This window comes from Sulfurimonas gotlandica GD1 (assembly GCF_000242915.1).
GTDB classification, from domain to species: domain Bacteria; phylum Campylobacterota; class Campylobacteria; order Campylobacterales; family Sulfurimonadaceae; genus Sulfurimonas; species Sulfurimonas gotlandica.
The window spans coordinates 1,116,515-1,137,004 of record NZ_AFRZ01000001.1 but is presented as its reverse complement, the minus strand read 5'-3'; the positions used below and the strand labels follow the sequence as shown (position 1 = coordinate 1,137,004).

Below are 20,490 nucleotides of genomic sequence, written 5' to 3'. Positions count from 1 at the left end.
AGAACAAATCTCTTGACATGTAAAAATAGTATTATTTATTTAGTTTGTGCTAATGTTTTGCACAACAAAGTACTCTTGTGCTATGATGCCACAACAAAAAAATATAAAGAATTATCAATGAATGAAAAAGTTGAATCAGTAACTGTTGAATTACGATTAGATCTTCTAAAAGATTTAGATAAATTGTCTTTAGAGATAGGTAAAAATAGAACAGTCATGGTCTCTGAAGCTCTGAATATGTACTTAGCCTATCAAGAACTTAGCTTACAGCAAAAACCAATCGAAGATGAAAGTAACAAACCCCTGACAGCGGATGAGTTTTTTGATGATTTAGACATTTAGAGCTAGTTTAGTCCATCCACCTACGCGGATCGTAGCCGTCAGTAGGCCTGACTACTTCTTTTTTTTCTAATGTTTTAAGCATTGTAAATACATCACTTCCATCAACGGGACTTTTGGCATCAGAGCCATCTACTTTTATAAAGCCAAACTTTTCAAATAGCTTTTGAGCATTTGAGTTTTGAGTAACACTTGCGCTTATTCTCTCAAAAACTGCACCGGCTTCTAGTAGAAGTTGTGCAAGCATAGCGGAGCCTATCTTTTTAGATCTAAATTCTGGAATAACAGCTATGTTCAAGACAGGTGTGCTGGCATCTAAATAACCAAGCGCGCCATCTTCAGCTTTGAGTAGACGTATCCAAATCGCACCAGCTATTTTGTTCTCAACAAGGGAGTACAAGCCTAAATCTTTGCTTGACAAGCCATAAAACCTATCATAAATATTTAGCTCAGGGAAGTCTTGAAGGGATTTATTCAGCTCATCAAGGCGCATCGAGTAGCGCAACATATCAGTCGCAATCTTTTGCTCAGAAGACCTGAGAAAGTAAAGCGTCGGATTAAGCATATACGTCTATAGTACTACCAGAATCAACCGTAGGCTTGACTTCTTGTATCTGAGTAGCTTGAAAACTTTCGGCTTTAGCTAGAGAGGTATTTGTACCTTTAATAATCTCCGTACCAGTATCTGGGGCACTGCTTTCCTGCTTTGAACTAGGGTCAGGCCTGCCAACCTGAACTGCGTTAGGGTAAGGTGATTGAAATGTATAACTAGTCACATTCATAACAACTCCTTTACTGTATATGCACTAATTATAGCACAAAAATATTTACTCAGTTCTTGTAGTAATATCTATACCTTTTTCTTTTAAGGCATAACCAATCTCAACAACCCTGTTCTTCCATTTTTCAGATTTCATAAATCCTTCGTAAGCATCTAATTTTTTTTCTACAACTTGTGCTGCGATATTATCTATGTTTAGTAAAACTTCTTGCAGCTCTGACTCTAACTCTTCTACTGTATCATTCATCTCTTATTTTCCTTTTTTGTTATTATAATATATTTAGCATCCAAGGCCAAGGGCCAAATCCGCTGTCTGTATTGATATGCCCGGCATCTTCTAAAATTTTCATTTCAACATCCAATTCTTTTTGAAGTAATCTGGCTTCTTCTATCGTCATGTATGGATCATTTGTAGAGCAGATAAGTAAAACTTCTTTTGCATGTAGATTTTTAGGAATGCTAACTGGGAAAAAGTTTTCCAGCTCATTTATCTGTAAGTTTAGACTTGGTGGAGCTACTAAAAATAGTTTCGCTATATCAGATATTTTTTCTTCATTACAAATGTGAAACCAGAGAGTGTTTGCTAAAGAGTGGCAAATAACTATATCTGGTTTAAAATCAGATAATTCTTTCAAAAGTTCTTCTTTCCAGATGTTCTTATTGGGAAATTCAAAATTTGAAAGTTTTAAAAAACTAACGCAACCATAATCTTTTACCAATTCACCGGCTAACCAGCTTTGCCAATGAGGATAATCACTTCCTCCCCATCCATGTAGAAGTAAGACTCTTTGTTTCATTTGAAAATACCTTTGTTTAAAACTTACATAAGTGTATCTAAAACAAATTGATAAATTATTTAGTTTGGCACTTATATATTGCATTAAGTATTGAGAGAATATAATCTAATCTTATTCGAAGATAATACAAAGACAAACTATGAAAAAATTATTTAATCTAAAAATTATTACTATGCTTGTCTGGACACTTACAGTAGTCTCATCTCTTACATTTTCCGCATTTAACCAATATCAGCAAAGTTTTGAGACTGCCCGTAATGTTGCCAGTGCCAACTTTGATAAAGATCAGGCATTTAGACAGTGGGCCACTACTCATGGCGGAGTTTATGTCCCTGTAGATATGAAGAGAACACCTCCAAGTCCATACTTAAGTCATATGCCAGAGAGGGATGTGACAACAGATACCGGTAAAAAACTAACCCTTATGAACCCGGCATATATGTTAAGACAGATGATGGATGAGTACTCAGGGCTTTATGGTGCAAAAGGGCATATTACAGCCTTAGAAATTTTAAATCCAAACAGCGCACCGGACGCCTGGGAAAGAGATGCCTTAAAAAAGTTTAAAAAAGATGACTCAATCAAAGAGATACTTGAGCTTACTAAAATCAATAATGAATCTTACATGCGTCTTATACGTTCAATGGAAGTTACTCCAGGATGTCTGACATGTCACGGTCATCAAGAATCCTACGTAAATAATAAGACAGCCGGAGGGGTTAGTGTAATTGTTCCAATGGCTGAAATATATGAACTTGCTATAAGTTCTTATAAGAAGACTGTTGTCATTCATATTATCTTTTGGTTTGTGGGTATGATACTTTTTCGGTTCGTCTACAATAAAGAGAGAAAAGCTAGATATGAATTAGAATATTTTGCTAATCATGATAGTCTGACCGGTCTGCCGAATCGTCATGCTTATATTGATAAAATAACAAGTATGGTAAATAAAAATAAAAACAACTTTGCTCTAATCTTTATGGATCTTGATAACTTTAAAACTATCAATGATTCATTAGGCCATACTCTAGGAGACATGTTACTTCAAAAAGTTGCAAAACGTCTTAAAAATGAAATAAAAGAATATGATATGCTCTCACGTTTTGGAGGGGATGAGTTTGTATTTTTATTTTCAAATGTACAGAGTGAACTGACTATAGAAAAGACAATGATTAAGATTCATGAAGTACTTAAAAAGCCATTTATATTAAATACTTATGAAGTCTATACTACAGCATCTATAGGTATTGCAATCTATCCGGATGATGCGCAAGATGCAGAGTTGCTTTTAAGAAATGCAGATGTTGCGATGTATGATGCAAAACAATCTGGCAGAAGCAAGTACTCTTTCTTTAATGCTGATATGTTAAATCTATCTTCAAACCGTCTTATGCTTGAGAGTGAACTTCATAAAGCTTTAGAAAATAATGAGCTCTTTTTACTTTTTCAGCCTCAGGTATCACTATGGAATGAAAAAATTGTTGGAGTTGAAGCACTTATAAGATGGCAGCATCCAACAAAAGGATTAATCTCTCCTCTTGACTTTATACCTATCGCAGAAAACAGTGGCTTGATTATGCCTATAGGGGAATGGATTATAGACCAGGCATGTGATCAATTGGCTTTATGGAAAGATACTCATATGAGTGAAGCAACTCTTTCTATAAATGTTTCAGCTAAACAGGTTTTACACCAAGATTTGTATTCGTATATCGAAGCTGCAATTGAGAGAACTAAAATTGATGGTAGATTCTTAGAACTAGAGATTACAGAAAGTGTTATTATGGAAAATATTAATGAGACTGTAAGAATATTATCAAGACTTAAAAAGCTTGGTGTTTCTATAGCTATTGATGATTTTGGTACAGGTTATTCATCTCTTAGTTATCTGAAAAAACTGCCTATAGATAAGTTGAAAATTGATAGAGAGTTCATCAAAGATATTCCAAATGACAAAGATGATATCGCTATTACAAATGCGATTATCAGTATGTCAAAATCACTATCATTAAAAATAGTAGCGGAGGGACCAGAGACAAAAGAACATATAGAATTTTTGCAAAATTCTAAGTGTGATATTGCTCAAGGGTTTTACTACTCAAAACCTATAACAATTGTGGAAGTGGAAAAACTGGCATTGCATATGTCAAAGTAAAGTTATCCAGGCTTCAAATAGAGATTTGTTAGTTTATGCTTAAGATTTAAAGTTATGTAACATTTGTTACATAAATATTATTTATATTTGTGCTACAATCATTCTAATTAAAATTTAAAGGATTTCAAATGAAAAAATTAAACTTAGCAGCACTTCTTTTTGGTGCAATGTTATTTCTAAGTCTAGGTGCTACAACAGCAAGCGCAGAGGGTATGAAATGTGGAGCTGGTAAATGTGGAAGTTCTATGAAGCAGCCTGCAACTAAATGTGGTGGCGAAAAAGAAAAGACTATGAGAAATAATTCTGATAAATGTGGTGCTGACAAAAAAGGCATGAAGAGTTCAGATGATAAAAAAGCTCCAGAAAAAGCTATGAAATGTGGCGCAGGAAAGTGTGGTTCTAACAAGTAACGAATAATTAAAACTCTTTTTAGAGTTTTAATTCCGAGATTAGAGTTTGGGCAAGAGTGATACTTTTGCTTGAGCCTTCGATAGCTTGTTTCGTGTCCTCTACTAACTGGTGCATATCACCGTTAATAGTTTCTGAATCCTTAAGTTGCACATCAATGCAGCCAATCGCAACTAATACTCCATTCTTATTATCACTAGCATTGTTCCCAAGCTCATTAAGTAAATGTACAGTTTCTTGGGCAATTGATACGCTCTTTTCGATACCTTTAATCATTCCTTCTTGAAGATCTACTACATCATTTGAGATGCCCATGATAACATTCATCTCCATTTGAATTTGCCCAGCCGCTTTGTTAGTGCTGTCCGCTAGTTTTCTAACCTCTGTAGCTACAACCGCAAATCCACGACCATGTTCACCTGCTCGTGCAGCTTCAATAGCAGCATTTAAAGCAAGTAAGTTCGTTTGATCAGCAACATCTTTTATTGACTCAACAAGTCCACTAATAGCGTTGTTTTTATTGTTTAGCTCTAGGACTTGTTCTTGAAATCCACTAATCATTTGATGATTTTCTTCTAGTGTTTGAGATAGAAGATTGATTTGACTTGAACTCTCTTGGGTAGAGTTTAAAGTTCTCTCGGCAATATCTTTTGATTTTTCTGTTATATTTTTGATTTCTCTAGATTTTTGGATAAATTCATTGACCATCTCTTTTGTTTTTTCTATACTTGTTAGACGATTTGTAGAAGCTTTATTTACATGATGAGCATTGTCATAAATTGTATTAGCTGTTTGGAGTGAGTTGTTTGCAAGTATTTTTTCTAATAGTTTAGCTTTTGTTTCTAGTTCTTTTAGATAATCTTTTTGAATAATTTCTTCATTTTCTTTTAGTTTTAGTCCGCCAAATAGCATGTAGATTCCCTTAGGCTAATCGCCAATGTGTCTTAATACCGCATTTGTCACACTCTGGTATAATTTCACCTTCATTTATATGGACTGTTTTTTTGCATCCATGACACTTTAAATCTACTGTGGTTACGGCCTTTGTACCTATTTGAAACTCTAGTTTCATGGCAACGGCAGTATAGGTTGTTACACTGTATGGTACCACATATGTGAGACATAATTTTATAAAATTTACATTAGCAAGTTCAAGACTTAGAAGGACTTCTCCTTGATTGATAATATTTAGAGTTGTGCCTACAATTAGCGCCACTTTTATCGCTCTTTTCACAACACTGCGAGATGCAGATATTTCACAGTATATTTTAAAACGTTTTATTGTCATCAATTAGTCCTTAAACTTATCTAGTTTTCAAGCTCTTTCATACATATGTAATTATTCGAAGCAGTATATCACAATGAGGCTTTTTAGTTATGTGACATATATTACATACTGTTATATATTAATGTGCTAGAATAGGCTTATATAAACAGAGGAGTCTATTATGAACATCAAAAAATTATACTTAGAATTCAGTCGCTTAAGTGAATATCTAAAACCTATATCGTTACTTTTGGCAAGGCTGTTGATTGCTTATGGTTTTTATACACCAGCTATGAACAAGTGGGCAGATATAGGTTCTGTTGCTGAGTGGTTTGGCTCTATGGGTATACCTTTTCCACTACTAAATGCATATATGGCAGCAGGCACCGAAATCGCTGGTGTTGTCTTATTGACACTTGGACTTTTGACTCGTCTTATCTCCATACCTCTTATCATAGTTATGATAGTCGCTATTGTTACAGTTCATCTTCCGCATGGTTTTTCAGCAGGGGATAACGGTTTTGAAATACCGCTATACTATATGATATTTTTACTCGGGTTTGTTGCACATGGAGCCGGTAAATTTTCTCTAGACAGACTTATATTTGGCGAGAAAAATTAAATTATATTTTATATGAAGCTAAAAACAACTCTGTTACGACCGTTTTTCTTAGCTTCATAGAGTTTTTCATCAGCCTTTTTTACGCTCTCGTGAATGTCTGCCGTTGCTTCATGCAGAGATAGTCCAAAACTACATGTAAGATGTTTTACTATGTCAAACTCATGTTTTTCTATAGTCTTCCTCAAATGCTCTGCTTCTTTATATACTTCATCGATAGAGTTCGCAGGAAGCAAGATAAGAAACTCTTCTCCACCCCAACGTATTAGCTTATCATTACTACGAATATTTTTCTTTACAAGATCTACAATTATCCTTAAGACATCATCACCTGCTTTATGCCCGTAAGTATCATTTACATTTTTAAAATGGTCAATGTCGAAAAATATGATTCCGGTATTTTTGTTTTGACTGGTGTTTGATGCTATGAGTGAGTCTATAGTCTTTTCAAAATATACTCTATTGTATGCTTTTGTTAACTGATCTCTAACTATCTGTTTTTGAAGTTGAAGTTTCTCAGTCATAGCATCGCTTATGTCACTAAAATTGATGATGTAGTTTTCTCTATCATATCTATTTATTGAGACAGTAAATGCATGTGGCGTTAAAGTCTTGTCTATCATAGATACTATTCTGTTTCTTCCAGATAGGTTTAGCAGACTCTCAACCCAGTGTTTTTCGTTTTCTTTTACATCGGCTAAGCTAAAGAAGCCATTACTTCTTACAAAGAGCTCACAAATACAATCATGTTTATTTAAAAAATCTTCCATGTCCGCATATTTGAAAAAGTCAAAAAAACTTTTGTTTGTAAACTTGAACTTTTTTCCATCGGTTAAAACAACTATAGAGTTTTGGATGTCTATAAACTTTTGAAGTTTTAAAGACTCATTTTTTACTTTTTGTATTTGAACAATAACGGCTACTATTAGTATAAAGAGTAGTGTAGCACCAAGAAATACGATAAAGCTAAAGTCCTGATATCTTTTTTGTATATAAACTATCTCTTGAAGATTTGTAAAAGAGACTACATAACCTGCATTTTTATTATCAATATCTTTAAGAGCTAAAAAAGTAACGACATAACCTTTTCCATCCTCTATAATAGGAACTGTGAAGCTATCTTTTTTAGCAAGTTTTTGTAAAAAGTCTTTACTCTCTTTAGCCAAAGATGTAAGCTTATTTACAAAAGAATCATCTTGTGTTTTTCTAGTTACTTTTGAGATATCTTGATTTTCAAGATAGTAATTCTCACTAAATTGTGAGGGTACAAAAAAGTCTATGTGCTCTTTAAAAACTTTATCATAACTTACTGCTTTTTCTAAAATTATCTTATGAGCATAAAAAGGAAGTATCTTTCGAAGTTTTCGCTCTATTCCTTCAAAAGAGACTGAAAACTCTACACTGCCTAGATGCTCTCCTTTGTCAACTATTGGAAATACATATCTATATCCAGGAAGTACTCTACCGCCTTCAAAACCTACCATTGTTTTAAGTTCTGCGTTTGCAACTCTAATAGAAGTTCTTATATCTTTTAAGGAATCACCGCTTTTATATGGCAGATGAAATCTGAGCAGACTTTTAGAATCGTGGGTATGAAAATGAAACTGGCGGATGCTTTGCTTTTTAAGAAAATCATACTCTTTGTAAAGAAGTCTAAAAAACTCTCCTCTGAGAACTGCTTTTGTTTCTTCATCAGCATCTTTGAACTCTCTTAAAATCTCTAATGCTTTTTTATTTTGCATAATATCATAGAAGTTTTTCTCAGCAACCAGCAGATAAGTGTTTAGTATAGATTTATTAGCAACATCCATAGACTCTAGACTTTTATTTGCTACGTTTTGTATTACTTCATCTTTAGATGTTTGCATGTATTTGTAAAAGACTGCTGTGAGTATTATGACAAAAATAAGTGCAATAGAGATTTTTATCTTCATTGCATATTTCCTTTCTTGGGAATATCAAAATCTGCGATTAGCTCATCGTAATCCTGCATATTTGCTTTTTCTATACCGTTTGATGTTATCCCTTTCCAGCTTTTGTACTCTTCTTGTGGTAGTTCAAGAAGAGCATCTTCTATCTCTTTTATCTGTTGTTGTGATAGCGTTTGAGTATTTACAACTAGACTAAAACCAGGTAGAAGATCGCTTTGTGCAATTATCTCTATACCTAGAGATTCATATTTTTTTGCTATGCTTTTTTTAGCACCAGCTATGAGAAACTCTCCTTTTACAACAGAGATAAGAGCATTTACATGAGACATGGTGTAGTCGTATTTTTGATTCTCTAAATCAATGTTGAAGTTATCTTTTAACAAGATACTTGTCATAAGATAACCACATGTAGATAGAGGCTGTGTAAGTGCTACTTTTATCTGCTTCTCTTTATCAAATTTGTCATTTTTAAACTTTGCAAGCACACATCTGTACTTGCTTGAACCGCTCTTTTCTTTAAAAGTGATGATGGGTCTAACAAACATATACTCTTTTTTTAGAGATACAAATGGAAGTGGCCCTAGATATGCCATATCTATAGTACCGTCTTTAAAACCGTTTAATATGTCCTGATAGTCTTGTTTATAGACATACTTTATATCAACTGAGAGTTTTTCTTTTAGATAATAGTTCATAGGAAGAAAGTCTTCTATGTTTTTTGAAGCTTTTTTTATAGGTAGTGGAGCAAATTTTATAACTCTTTTTTCGTCACTAAGAAGGGTAGTAGAAAGAAGTAAAAAAACAGTTAGTATGAATGTTTTTTTTATGAATATTGTCATTTTTTCTCCGAGAATATAAACACTAATGCTAACAGAAGTAAATATAATTATTACTTAATTTAGTTATATTTTTAAGAAATAATAGTAAGATTGGGAATCCTAATTGCTCTAATATCTAAACGGGTGAAGGAGATTCCCTAAATTTAGGCATTCAAGGACGGCAATAAGGCCTAGCATAAAGGCTGTGCTATGAAAATAGAATCACACGAGATTGCTATGCAATCAAAACACGAGTTAAGAAGAGTAGAGCTAGAGACTCAGATGAGTTTTTCTACATTTTTTACAGGAATTCCAGTCGGTAAGGAAGCTACTGCGAACATACAAAATATGAACAAAGCAAAACCTCAAGACGAGATAGGTTCATATTTCGATAACAGGGTAAAAACACTCGAAGGGATTATTCAGAATCTCATAAATATGCTCAGTTCAAGAACTCAATCAAGCCAAAGTCCTCAGGAACTACAATCGCCTCAAGAAGATATACTTGGTTACACACATCTCTCTTTTTTCCAGCGTTATGAAGAGCATGAAAAACTGGACTTTTCAACACTAGGACATATAAAAACAGATAAAGGCGACTTGGATATCAATCTAAACTTTTCTATGAGTAGAAGTTTTGTTATAGAAAATAACATAGATATCTACAGTGCTTTTGACCCACTTGTCATAAACTTGGATGGAGATATTCCAGACCTAAGTTCTGACACCTTCTCTTTTGATTTAGATAATGATGGAAAATCTGATCAAATCTCAATGCTTGGAGCTAGAAGCGGTTTTTTAGCACTTGACAAGAACTCTGATGGTATTGTAAACCAAGGAAGTGAACTTTTTGGGACATTAACAGGAAATGGTTTTGGTGAATTAAGTGAGTATGATATAGATGGCAATCATTGGATAGATGAAAATGACAGCATCTTCGACAAGCTTCGCATCTGGTTCAAAAATGGAGATGACAATGAAAAAGAGTTAGTCGGTCTTGGTGAAGTTGGCATCGGAGCTATCTTTTTAGACTCAGCATCTAGCGAGTTTACCTATAAAACTAACACAAACCAAACTCTTGGTGAGATGAAGAGTTGCGGGATGTTTTTGAATGAAGACGGAACATGCGGAAATATTTCCCAGATAGACTTTGCATCTCGCGCAAAAGAACAAGTAGGTAAAAAACGAAAAGAGGAGTTTGAGATTGCCCAAGCAAACGCAAACGTAATTATAGAAGAGCCTCTAGCCACACTTTTACAAGCATAAAGAGCTAGTGCGCAAGCACTCGCTCTTTTTTCAGCTTAAATTTAAAAAATGTACTTATAATGTGTCAAAAAACTATTTATGAGATAAAATGCAAAAACAGAGTATAAAAAATATTACACTTGCTCAATTGTTAAAAGTATTCCTTGTATCCATGTTGATTATAGCTGCTGTTATCGGACTAAGCTATAGAAGCTTCTTTGAGTTTGTAATAGAAAAAAAAATTATATCAGTATCAGAAATAGTTAAAGCCGGTCTGACATCGCACATGAAAGCCGGCATCATGGACAAACGTTCTTACTTCTTAAATGAGATATCTTCGGTATATGACATAAAATCTATAAAAATAATTCGTGGTGACTCTGTAAATAAACAGTATGGAGAATCCACCCTGTATGAAAAAAAACTCACACCCTCTCTTAGAGAAATCCTAGAAAAAAAAGAAGTTTTTGTCTTATATGACGACATGGAGAGTTCAATAGAAGCTGTTGTTCCATACATTGCGAGCTCAGATGGAACTTTAAACTGTTTAGAGTGCCATAATGCAAAAGATGGAGAAGTACTTGGAGCAGTTGATATTACGATGGATATTGGCTCATATCAAGTCTCTGCTCTTAAAAATAGCTATATAATCGGTGCTGTATTGCTCTTCTTGGCACTTGTCATCATACTAAATATGTTCCGTGTTATTGAGCGATATATTCGTGAACCACTATCTCACATCATAGAAGATGGAGAGCTGGCTTATAAGTCACATAAAGTTATAGACAGTTCAAAATATGAAAGTAGAGAGTTTGAAGATGTTGTGAAAAATGTCAACAAGTTTAACTTCAACATCTTGGAAAAAGAGGAAGAATTACTCGTCAAAAATATACAACTTCAAAATCTAAATGATGAGATAGAATCAACTTTAAAAGAAACTATGTTAGCAGTTGGACGTATTGAAGAGATTCGTTCAAAGGAAACTAGACTTCACACAAAACGTGTTTCTATTATAAGTACACTTGTTGCAAGAGAGTATGGTCTAAGTGAAGAAGAAGTAAACCTGATAGAACTTGCATCTCCACTGCATGATATAGGTAAAGTAGGCATAAGCGATGCTATTTTAAACAAACCTGAAAAACTTACTGATGAAGAGTATAATATTATGAAATCCCACTCTATTTTAGGGCTTGAGATTTTAAATCACTCAGAACGTAAACTTTTACAAACAGCGGCAATAATAGCTTATGAACATCATGAAAAATATGACGGTACAGGATATCCACAGGGCTTAGTAGGTGAAGAGATATCTATATATGCGCGTATAGTTGCTATTGTAGATGTTTTTGATGCACTCCTTTCTAAACGTGCATACAAAGAGAAGTGGGCACTGGAAGATGTGATAGAACAACTTAAAGAAGAGAGCGGTAAACACTTTGATCCAAAACTGGTGGATATTATCATTACGAATAAAGATGAATACAAAAAGATTCTAAGAGAGTTGTCGTAAGAGTTTCAGCCTAGTTTTACTTCCTCATCCCCCACTTAGCATAAATCTCAAAAAGTATAGGGATGATTACTAGGCTTAGAACTGCTGAACTTATTAGTCCGCCTATCATTGGTGCGGCGATTCTTTGCATTACTTCGCTACCAACTCCGTTAATGTACATAATAGGAAGTAAACCTGCAAGAGTTGAGAAAACAGTCATCAGTTTTGGTCTTACTCTTTTAACTGCTCCTTCATATATAGCATCTCTTAACTCTAAGTGACCAAAGTTTGTGGCAAATTTCTCTTTTGCATCATTTACCGCTTCTTGTAGATAAACTATCATTACAATCGCAGTTTCAGCTGCAATCCCAAGAAGTGCTAAAAAGCCGACTATAACTGCTATGCTCATGTTAAAGTTAAGCATGTCTATGTAGATAAGACCGCCCAAAAGTGCAAACGGTAGACTGAAAAAGACTATGAAAGTCGGTACTAGTTCTTTAAGCGCAAAGTAGATTAGTATCAGGATAACTATAAGCACGGCTGGAACTATCCAGACTATTTTTTGCATCGCTGAATCTAGGTACTCACTTTGACCAGCCCAGTCTATGTAGTAGCCAGCAGGAAGTTTTATGTCATCTAAAAGAACTTTAGCTTCTTTTTTATACTCAGTCGCACTAACACCTACCTGTGGAGTGATGTAGATGAAAGTAACAGGAGATGCCATCTCACTTTTTATAACAGATGCACTCTCACGGTAAGCAACTTTAGCAAAGTTTCCAAGCGGTACAAACCCAAGCGAAGTTTTTACCTGTAACTCCCGGATGCTTTCTATGCTACGTCTCTCATTTTCTTCAAAACGAAGTGCAATCGGATAACGCTCTATGCCTTTGTACATAGTAGAGACTTTCATCCCGCCAACCCCGGATGCCACATAATCCAGCAGGTAGTTTTTGCTTATCTTGAATCTTGCCAACTCTTTTTCATCTATCTCTATGTCGAGGTAATATCCGGCACTTGCCTGATCGGCAAATACTGATTGTGTTTTGTCATAAGTTCTAAGTTTGCTCTCAATTTCTAGTGCATACTTTTGCAAGCCTGCTGCATCTTTACCATATAGTTTGATTCCAAGAGGAGTACGGATGCCGCTTAAAAGCATATCTATACGACCGCGAATAGGATAAGTCCAAGAGTTAACGAGCCCTGGAACTTGAAGAGCCTCTTCTAGTTTTGCCATTAGCTTTTCATGCGTCATGCCTTCTCTCCACTCAATCTGTGGTTTGAAAGTGATAATAGTCTCTATCATCCCGAGAGGGGCAGGGTCAGTAGCAGAGTTTGCGCGCCCGCCCTTACCAAAGACTGTATCAACTTCTGGAAAACTTTTGATGATGGCATCTGTCTTTTGAGTCAAAATTTTACTCTGATCGACACTGATCCCATAAGGAGTAACAGGCATGTACATAAGAGACTGTTCATTTAGTGGAGGCATAAACTCCCACTTTAGACCATTGTATAGCGGATACATAAAACCAAGAGCTACAACAGCAGCTAAGATCACGATGTACTTTAGTTTCAGTCCGTAAATGATGATTGGGTGATAGAGCCAGACAAAGAAACGGTTTAGTGGATTTTTGTTCTCACTAAGTATCTTTCCCTTTACGAAAAAGAGCATCAGGACTGGAACTAGAGTTATAGAGATGATTGCTCCCGCAGTCATAGCAAAGGTTTTTGTAAAAGCTAGAGGAGTAAAAAGTAGACCCTCCTGACCAGAAAGTGCAAAGATAGGCAGGAATGAAACCACAACCAAAGCAAGGGCAAAAAATATTGGACGACCTACAACTTTTGACGAGCTGGCAATGGCATCATATCTCTCTTGTTTTGTGAGAGATTCACCTTTTTTTTCCTCTTCTTTTATAATGGTCTTGTGAGCATTTTCTATCATTACTATGGTTGCATCTACCATCGCACCGATGGCAATGGCGATACCACCAAGACTCATTATATTTGAGTCAATCCCAAAGACTTTCATAAGTAAAAAAGTCGCACCGATAGTCAGAGGTAGAGCAACCAGAACTATGATAGAAGAGCGTAGATGCATTAAAAATAGAGTAATAATAATGATGACAATTACAATCTCTTCAATTAGTGTAAACTTTAGTGTATCTACCGCTTTCTCGATGAGCTCTGAGCGGTTATATGTTTCGATGACTTCAACACCATCGACTTGTAACTCACTCATCTTTTTCTCTATACGTTTGATGGTCGCATAAACATCTTCGCCGTAACGAACCATTACGATTCCTCCGACAACTTCTCCCTCACCGTTAAGGTCTGCCATACCGCGACGAGATCCAGGAACTAACTCTACTCTTCCTATGTCTCCTATGGTTACTGGAATGTTAGCTTTTGAAGTCACAACTAAAGAGCGGATATCATCTAAGTCTTTGAGATAGCCCTTGGCTTGAATCATCCACTCAAAACCGTTTTGAATAACTATACGACCGCCCGTGTCGTTGTTGTTTTCTTTGAGAGTTTTTGCGACATCTTGGATGCTGAGGTTATAACGTGTCAGTGTATCGTTACTCACACTCACTTGGTAAGTCGGAACAAATCCACCTATTGATGCAACTTCACTAACACCGTCAACACCTAAAAGTGCATACTTGTAGTAGTAGTCTTGCAGAGTTCTAAGCTCGCTGAGGTTTTTAGTCTTTGAAGTAAGAGCATACTCATACACCCAGCCCACACCGCTGGCATCTGGACCTAGGTTTACTTCCATGGATTCAGGAAGAGAGGATTGTACAGAAGCCAACTGCTCAAGTACACGAGTCCTAGCCCAGTAAAGATCAGTTCCTTCTTTAAATATGATGTAAATAAGAGCATTTTCATAAGTTGAAAAACCTCTAACCGTCTCTATATTTGCAATAGCGAGAAACTGAGAAACAAGCGGATAAGTCCCTTGATCTTCTATGATCTCAGGAGATTGTCCCGCCCAATTTAGTTTAACGATTACCTGAGGTGGAGAGAGGTCAGGTATGGCATCCAGAGGCGTATTTTTAAGAGCCCAGTAAGAGGCAAAAGTTAAAAACAGCGTAGCCATTAGGATAAGAAATTTATTTCTAATACTAAAGGATATTATACTTTCAATCATAACTTATCCTTTAATATAACCCATTTACTTGGGCATCACTGTCCATCATAAACAAAGCATTATTCACTACTTCATCGCCTTCGTTTAACTCACTTTTTATTATGTATGTATCAGTATTTAAAACTTCTACATCTACCTCTAGAGGTGCGTATTCTCCCTCGTATTCTCCAACAACAAATACATAAAACTTACCATTTTTTCTCATAACAGCAGTTGCAGGAAGAGTTAGATAACTTGTAGCATCTGTGCTCATAATTGCTGTTATATACATTCCAGGTTTTAGAAGATTGTTTTTGTTATCAAGAGAGAGTCTAAGAGTAAAGCTCTCCTCTTTTGGATCAAGTTCAGGGTATAGATTTTCTCTTGTAGCTTTAAAAGTCTGTTTTAGTGATGGAGTCGAGAGTGTATAATCTTTTATATTTTGCAGTGCTTCAAATTGGTTTTGGTGAATTTTTATCTCAACCCATACTTTGTCAAGATTTACTACCTGAAAAAGTACATTTTTAGCGTTAAAAGCAGAGTTGTTGTTTAGTGCTTTTTTAAATATATAACCATCTGATGGAGAGTTTATAGTTGTAAAAGAAGTTGTTTTTTTGCTTTTTATGATTTGATTTATCTCGGCATCTGGAATGTTTAAAAGAGAAAGTTTTGTTCTAGCACTCTCAAGCATCGTTTTATTTGGTCTATCTTTTGTGTAGTTCATAGTGTTTAGGTAATCGTCTTTAGCTTTTAAGACTTCAGGAGAGTAAACTTTTACAAGCTCCTCCCCTTTACTTACTTTTTTATATGTTTTATCAGCATATAAAACTTCAACAAAACCGCTAAATCTCGGACTTACATCATAGACTCTAGACTCATCCACTTTTACAAATCCAAAGCTTTTTATGCTCTTGGCATCTGAGATTAGCTTTACTTTTGTAGTCTGTACATTAAAGACCTGTTGTACGGTTTTTTCTTTTGCATCTGCAAATGATAATAACATAAATAATATTAGTAAAAGTCTCATTTTTCTACCCCTATGAGTGCATCTAGAGAAGCATTAGCTTTGTAGAACGCGCTAACAGCTTCGATGCTTTGTTCATCTAGTTTGAGTTTTTTGCCTAAAAGTTCTATGTAAATGAAGAGTTCAGAACCACTTTTGATAGATGTGTTTGTAAGATCAAACATGTGTCTTATCTGTGGTAAGCTCTCTTTTTCTATGATGTTGTAAACTCTGTATGCGTCTTGAAGTCTTGCATAATACTCTACCACTTTAGAGTCAAGTGAGTTTTTAAAGTCAAGCACTTCGCTTTTTGTAGCTAGAGATACTTTTCTTGAAGCTTCCTTTTTTGAGTCTTGAGTTCCATAGATAGGAAGTGCAAAACCTACATTCACATTCATGTAGTCTTCGAATGATTCTCTGTAAAAGTAACCAACTTGAACAAACGGATCAATATTTTTAGCCAGCTCTTTTACTTTTATGTCAGCTTCTGCTTCTTTTACTATGGCCTCTTTTACTTTGTAAGCACTGCTCTCATCTGTCGCATCCATGTAGTAAGAGAGTTCTCTTGGCTGTGAAACCTCCATAGAAAGCTCGATGGATTTTACATCCATAGCACTTAGGTAACTCACATTTTTATATAGACCCATTAATAAACTTTGGAGTTTACTATGTTTTATTTTTAGTTGAGATAGTGATAGCTCAGCTGACATGATTCCCATGTGAGATTTTGCATCACTGCTACTGTACGCAGTGTAAAGTTCAATGTTTTGACGTGTAAGTTCTATGTACTCATTTGTGATTTTTAGCTGCTCTTCTACTTGCCAGATGCTATATGCCGTTAGCTTTATAGACTCTGTAAGTTTTACTTTTGCCTGAGCAAGGCTAAAGCTAATTGTTGCTTTTTTTGCATCTACTTTTTTAGAAGCTGCATCTCTTTTTCCAAAATATGGAATCTTTTGTTTTAAGTTTACAGCAGAGTATTGCATAGGCTCGATTGAGCGGTTTGTTGGATCTTTTAGTTGAATATCGCTAACACTTAGCAGAAGCTCGGGGTCAGCAAAATTTCTAGTTACATCGTACTCATCACTAACTGCACTTAGACGTTTTTCTATTGCATCCAGAGAGGTGTGAGTAGCTTTGGCATTCTCTATCAGTGAAGATAGAGTTGCAGCACTTAGCAGAAGTGGGAAAAGTAGTACGATGTATACTCTCATAACTTATCCTTAGATATTTAGTGAAGCTTTAGCTCTGACTTTTTTACCAGTTTTTGGTGTGATAAAGATATGAACTTGCCAAGTACCACCCATTGATAGGTTTACGTTGACTTCATACTTTCCGCCGCCAAGACTTTTAGCATCTGCTGTAGTTTCCATGTACGGCATCCCAGGCATTGCTGGCATGAATATTTTAATACTTACTACTGCGTCTGCATACTTCTCGTTAGATACTACCATATTTATTGTATTATTCCCAGTAGTTAGAGGTTTTTCTGAACTCATTACAACGTTTGTTTCTCTTGACTTTGCAACTTTCTCAAATGCTGCTGCTTGTAGTAGACTAACCCCTAGTATTGCTATTAGAAATATTTTTGCTATCGTTTTCATGATTTATCCTTTTGTTATATATAAAAGAATTATATTGATTGTTTGTGAGGGGTTTGTGAGGGATGTCAGTTATATAAAGAGTTGTAACCTAGCTCTTTACATTTGTAGTATTTTTTTAATGTTTAGAAGTTCTTTTCGTCTTTGATTTATCTCTGCACTCTCTTGTGTGTTTGTATAAATAATTTTAGACGATAAGCTTCGTTGTATCTCTTCTTTGGTTGCGAGTATTTCAGCTATTCTTGCTATTTCTTGAGGAGAGTCATAAACTTTGGGTATATATATTGCGTGAGCTTCTTGTTTATTTTGTGTAAAGGCGATATTGGATTTTTTTTTATTTCTTATATTCTTTTCTTCCCAATCTTTTAAAGGGTCATTTTTTTGGTGGAGGTTAATCAATTTGCTCATTTAAAATCCTTTACTGAGTCAATACTAGCATTAAAAGTTCCATAAATGTCTTTTAACCAATCTTAATATTTCTTAATTGCAATGCGTTTGTTATGACAGATACAGAGCTAAAACTCATAGCTGCTGCGGCAATTACAGGAGAGAGTAAAACACCAAAGAGTGGGTAAAAAAGTCCAGCTGCTATTGGGATACCTGCACTGTTATATATAAACGCAAAAAAGAGATTTTGCCTGATGTTTTTCATAGTCTCATAACTTAGTTTTCTAACCTTAACGATGCCAAGTAAATCACCTTTTATAAGGGTGATTCCTGCACTGTTGATGGCAACATCAGTTCCTGTTCCCATAGCGATGCCGACATTAGCCTGCATTAGTGCAGGAGCGTCATTTATACCATCACCAGCCATGGCTACAATCTCACCGGCATCTTGAAGTTCTTTGATTATCTCAGCTTTTACGTTTGGTAATACGCTGGAGTAAACTTTGTCAATACCTAGTGTATCTGCCACTTTATTTGCTGTTATCTTGTTGTCTCCGCTAATAAGTACAACTTTAATACCTTCTTTTTTAAGTGCGTGAATTGCCTCTTTAGATGTTGGTTTTATGGCATCTTCAATAGCAAATATAGCACATAGGTGAAAATCTATACTCATAAATATAAGACCTTTATCTTCTTTACGCAGGGCTTTTATTTTCTTCTGTGCATCTGCTTCAAAGATGCAAAGAGAGTTAATGAATTCTTGTGAGCCTAGGACTATTTTTTTATCATCTATCTCGCCGATAATGCCTCTTGCCGTAATGGCTTTAAATTTATCAACCTGTGATAAGACAAGACCGGCATCTTTTGCATGCTTTACTATCGCTTGTGCTAACGGATGCTCGCTGACACTTTCTAAACTTGCGGCATATCTTAGGACATCTATCTCATCAAAACCATCTGAAACAATAAAGTTAGTAACTTTTGGTTTTCCCTCTGTGAGTGTTCCTGTTTTATCAACAACTAATATTGTTACTTTTTCCATAGTCTCTAAACTTTGTGCGTCTTTTATCAAAATACCCATTAGAGCTGCTCGTCCAGTCCCTACCATAATAGAAATAGGAGTTGCTAATCCTAAGGCACAAGGACAGGCAATAATTAAAACTGCTACTGCAGATACGACCGCATAAGCGAGACGTGGTTCAGGACCCCACATATACCAGCCAAAGAATGTGAAAATTGCGGAGAATATTACGGCTGGTACAAAGTAACCTGCGACTTTGTCCGCTATGTGTTGGATAGGAGCGCGTGAGCGTTGAGCCTGCGCTACCATATCTATGATCTCTGAGAGCATCGTGTCACTTCCAACACGAACTGCACGCATGAGTAGTGTTCCATTTTTGTTTAGTGTTGCTCCGATTAGAAAATCATCGACTGATTTTGGGACAGGTATAGCTTCTCCTGTAATCATCGACTCATCGACATTACTGTGTCCGCCAATGACCACTCCATCGACCGGAATCTTCTCGCCAGGTTTTATTCTTAAAATATCATCTACAAGTACACTCTCAAGGGATACAATTTCTTCATTACCATTGTTATCAATTTTATGCGCTTGTGCAGGAGAAAGGTTTAAAAGTGTTTTGATTGCAGAAGTTGTTTTGCTTCTGGCTTTTAGTTCTAGCATCTGACCTAGTAGTACCAAGGTTGTAATAACTGCAGATGCTTCAAAGTAGACATGGACTAAACCATCTTCTGTCTGCATAAGCGGAGGAAAAGTGTGGGGCACTAAAAGTGCAAAAACACTGTATATATAAGAAGAACCTACACCTATGGCTATAAGTGTGAACATATTTAAGTTCCATGTTTTTACTGAAAGGTATCCACGAACAAAAAATGGCCATCCGCCCCAAAGCACTACTGGAGTTGCGAGTATAAAAAGAAACCATTGAACACTTAGCATAGAAAGACTCTCGGGTAAAAGCTCCGGTGCTAAATCATTTGTCATAGCTACAATAAAGAGAGGGAGGGATATGAACAGACTTATCCAAAATCGTCTGCTCATATATGTTAGTTCGTCGTTCTCTTCATCGGCTTGGACTTTGATTGGTTCAAGTGCCATACCACATTTAGGGCAAGACCCTGGATGATCTTGTTTTATTTCAAGATGCATAGGACAGGTATAGATATTTGTTTCTTTAACACTCATGACGCACCTCCATTTAGCTTGGGGCATCTAGTTCTTCTATGGTTTAAGTTTACTTAGATATTGTGAGGAGATTGTGAGGATTAAAGATTATAGTCTGAGACTATCTTTAATAATTTTATACTCTTCCTCGTCGATCTCGCCATTTGCAAACCTTTTATCAAGTATGTCTTTAGCAGAGCTCTGATCTGAATCTGAGTCCATCACATATATCAATGCTACGATTACAAGTAGCAAAACAAGCCAAATCAATCCCATTCCGACTATTCCAAAACTATGCATGACAGACTCCTTACTTTATATAGTGTAAGTATAGTTAG

The 20,490-nt window shown here is 35.6% G+C and carries 21 protein-coding genes; 6 read left to right on the top strand and 15 right to left on the bottom strand.

Going from position 1 to position 20,490, the window contains the following annotated elements; all coding sequences use genetic code 11:
* Nucleotides 1-75 precede the first annotated feature (75 nt).
* Entirely contained in the window at nucleotides 76-342 is a 267-nt protein-coding gene (locus SMGD1_RS05625) for a hypothetical protein (RefSeq protein WP_241761446.1), read from the top strand.
* Between the two features lie 7 nt (nucleotides 343-349).
* Here the strand turns inward: SMGD1_RS05625 and SMGD1_RS05620 are convergent, their stop codons facing one another.
* The 4 genes from SMGD1_RS05620 to SMGD1_RS05605 are packed head-to-tail and all read right to left on the bottom strand — an operon-like array spanning nucleotide 350 to nucleotide 1,917.
* Nucleotides 350-904 carry a GNAT family N-acetyltransferase gene (locus SMGD1_RS05620; protein ID WP_241761445.1) on the bottom strand — a complete coding sequence of 185 codons (555 nt, stop codon included), beginning with the start codon at nucleotides 902-904 and terminating at the stop codon, nucleotides 350-352.
* A complete protein-coding gene (locus tag SMGD1_RS05615; protein WP_008336048.1) occupies nucleotides 897-1,121 on the bottom strand; it encodes a hypothetical protein in 225 nt (74 codons plus the stop codon). The genes SMGD1_RS05620 and SMGD1_RS05615 overlap by 8 nt, the downstream gene beginning before the upstream one ends.
* Before the next feature lie 45 nt (nucleotides 1,122-1,166).
* Nucleotides 1,167-1,367 (bottom strand): hypothetical protein, encoded by a 201-nt coding sequence (locus SMGD1_RS05610; RefSeq protein WP_008336655.1) that lies wholly within the window; start codon nucleotides 1,365-1,367, stop codon nucleotides 1,167-1,169.
* A gap of 22 nt (nucleotides 1,368-1,389) precedes the next feature.
* On the bottom strand, nucleotides 1,390-1,917 hold the full coding sequence (locus SMGD1_RS05605; protein WP_008336905.1) for an RBBP9/YdeN family alpha/beta hydrolase: 528 nt from the start codon (nucleotides 1,915-1,917) through the stop codon (nucleotides 1,390-1,392).
* Between the two features lie 139 nt (nucleotides 1,918-2,056).
* Here SMGD1_RS05605 and SMGD1_RS05600 point away from each other — a divergent pair, with 139 nt between their 5' ends.
* Both SMGD1_RS05600 and SMGD1_RS05595 read left to right on the top strand, forming a co-directional pair.
* Complete coding sequence (locus tag SMGD1_RS05600; protein ID WP_008335203.1) at nucleotides 2,057-4,072, top strand: EAL domain-containing protein; 2,016 nt, start codon at nucleotides 2,057-2,059, stop codon at nucleotides 4,070-4,072.
* Nucleotides 4,073-4,200: 128 nt separating this feature from the next.
* On the top strand, nucleotides 4,201-4,482 hold the full coding sequence (locus SMGD1_RS05595) for a hypothetical protein (RefSeq protein WP_008337018.1): 282 nt from the start codon (nucleotides 4,201-4,203) through the stop codon (nucleotides 4,480-4,482).
* A 19-nt stretch (nucleotides 4,483-4,501) separates the two neighbouring features.
* On the opposite strand, the gene SMGD1_RS15140 is transcribed toward SMGD1_RS05595, so the two are convergent.
* The gene (locus tag SMGD1_RS15140) at nucleotides 4,502-5,041 is read right to left on the bottom strand and encodes a methyl-accepting chemotaxis protein (protein WP_394357043.1); all 540 of its coding nucleotides are present in this window, start codon (nucleotides 5,039-5,041) and stop codon (nucleotides 4,502-4,504) included.
* Nucleotides 5,042-5,402: 361 nt separating this feature from the next.
* The gene (gene nrtS / locus SMGD1_RS05585; protein ID WP_008335218.1) at nucleotides 5,403-5,768 is read right to left on the bottom strand and encodes a nitrate/nitrite transporter NrtS; all 366 of its coding nucleotides are present in this window, start codon (nucleotides 5,766-5,768) and stop codon (nucleotides 5,403-5,405) included.
* A 160-nt stretch (nucleotides 5,769-5,928) separates the two neighbouring features.
* On the opposite strand from nrtS, the gene SMGD1_RS05580 reads away from it, so the two are divergent.
* Nucleotides 5,929-6,369 carry an HvfX family Cu-binding RiPP maturation protein gene (locus tag SMGD1_RS05580; protein WP_008336096.1) on the top strand — a complete coding sequence of 147 codons (441 nt, stop codon included), beginning with the start codon at nucleotides 5,929-5,931 and terminating at the stop codon, nucleotides 6,367-6,369.
* Nucleotides 6,370-6,377: 8 nt separating this feature from the next.
* On the opposite strand, the gene SMGD1_RS05575 is transcribed toward SMGD1_RS05580, so the two are convergent.
* Both SMGD1_RS05575 and SMGD1_RS05570 read right to left on the bottom strand, forming a co-directional pair.
* Nucleotides 6,378-8,300: a sensor domain-containing diguanylate cyclase gene (locus SMGD1_RS05575; protein WP_008335195.1), complete on the bottom strand. Its 1,923-nt coding sequence runs from the start codon at nucleotides 8,298-8,300 to the stop codon at nucleotides 6,378-6,380.
* Nucleotides 8,297-9,136 carry a PhnD/SsuA/transferrin family substrate-binding protein gene (locus tag SMGD1_RS05570; protein ID WP_008336295.1) on the bottom strand — a complete coding sequence of 280 codons (840 nt, stop codon included), beginning with the start codon at nucleotides 9,134-9,136 and terminating at the stop codon, nucleotides 8,297-8,299. The genes SMGD1_RS05575 and SMGD1_RS05570 overlap by 4 nt, the downstream gene beginning before the upstream one ends.
* 189 nt (nucleotides 9,137-9,325) lie before the next feature.
* Between SMGD1_RS05570 and SMGD1_RS05565 the strand changes: the two genes are divergently transcribed.
* Entirely contained in the window at nucleotides 9,326-10,381 is a 1,056-nt protein-coding gene (locus SMGD1_RS05565) for a hypothetical protein (RefSeq protein WP_008335454.1), read from the top strand.
* A gap of 88 nt (nucleotides 10,382-10,469) precedes the next feature.
* Entirely contained in the window at nucleotides 10,470-11,870 is a 1,401-nt protein-coding gene (locus SMGD1_RS05560; RefSeq protein ID WP_008336913.1) for an HD-GYP domain-containing protein, read from the top strand.
* 16 nt (nucleotides 11,871-11,886) lie between these two features.
* Here the strand turns inward: SMGD1_RS05560 and SMGD1_RS05555 are convergent, their stop codons facing one another.
* The 7 genes from SMGD1_RS05555 to SMGD1_RS05525 all read right to left on the bottom strand — a co-directional run bounded on the left by SMGD1_RS05555 (nucleotide 11,887) and on the right by SMGD1_RS05525 (nucleotide 20,452).
* Nucleotides 11,887-14,997, bottom strand: coding sequence for an efflux RND transporter permease subunit (locus SMGD1_RS05555; RefSeq protein ID WP_008335811.1), 3,111 nt, complete (start codon nucleotides 14,995-14,997; stop codon nucleotides 11,887-11,889).
* 10 nt (nucleotides 14,998-15,007) lie between these two features.
* Nucleotides 15,008-16,003, bottom strand: a complete 996-nt coding sequence (locus SMGD1_RS05550; protein WP_008336028.1) for an efflux RND transporter periplasmic adaptor subunit — start codon at nucleotides 16,001-16,003, stop codon at nucleotides 15,008-15,010.
* On the bottom strand, nucleotides 16,000-17,193 hold the full coding sequence (locus SMGD1_RS05545; RefSeq protein ID WP_008336761.1) for a TolC family protein: 1,194 nt from the start codon (nucleotides 17,191-17,193) through the stop codon (nucleotides 16,000-16,002). Before SMGD1_RS05545 ends, SMGD1_RS05550 begins: the two co-directional genes overlap by 4 nt.
* 9 nt (nucleotides 17,194-17,202) lie before the next feature.
* Nucleotides 17,203-17,583 carry a FixH family protein gene (locus tag SMGD1_RS05540; protein WP_008335486.1) on the bottom strand — a complete coding sequence of 127 codons (381 nt, stop codon included), beginning with the start codon at nucleotides 17,581-17,583 and terminating at the stop codon, nucleotides 17,203-17,205.
* A gap of 96 nt (nucleotides 17,584-17,679) precedes the next feature.
* Nucleotides 17,680-17,988 (bottom strand): hypothetical protein, encoded by a 309-nt coding sequence (locus tag SMGD1_RS05535; protein ID WP_008336333.1) that lies wholly within the window; start codon nucleotides 17,986-17,988, stop codon nucleotides 17,680-17,682.
* Nucleotides 17,989-18,040: 52 nt separating this feature from the next.
* Nucleotides 18,041-20,173: a copper-transporting P-type ATPase gene (locus SMGD1_RS05530; protein WP_008336685.1), complete on the bottom strand. Its 2,133-nt coding sequence runs from the start codon at nucleotides 20,171-20,173 to the stop codon at nucleotides 18,041-18,043.
* Nucleotides 20,174-20,260: 87 nt separating this feature from the next.
* Nucleotides 20,261-20,452, bottom strand: coding sequence for an SHOCT domain-containing protein (locus tag SMGD1_RS05525; protein WP_008334973.1), 192 nt, complete (start codon nucleotides 20,450-20,452; stop codon nucleotides 20,261-20,263).
* Between the last annotated feature and the right edge of the window lie 38 nt (nucleotides 20,453-20,490).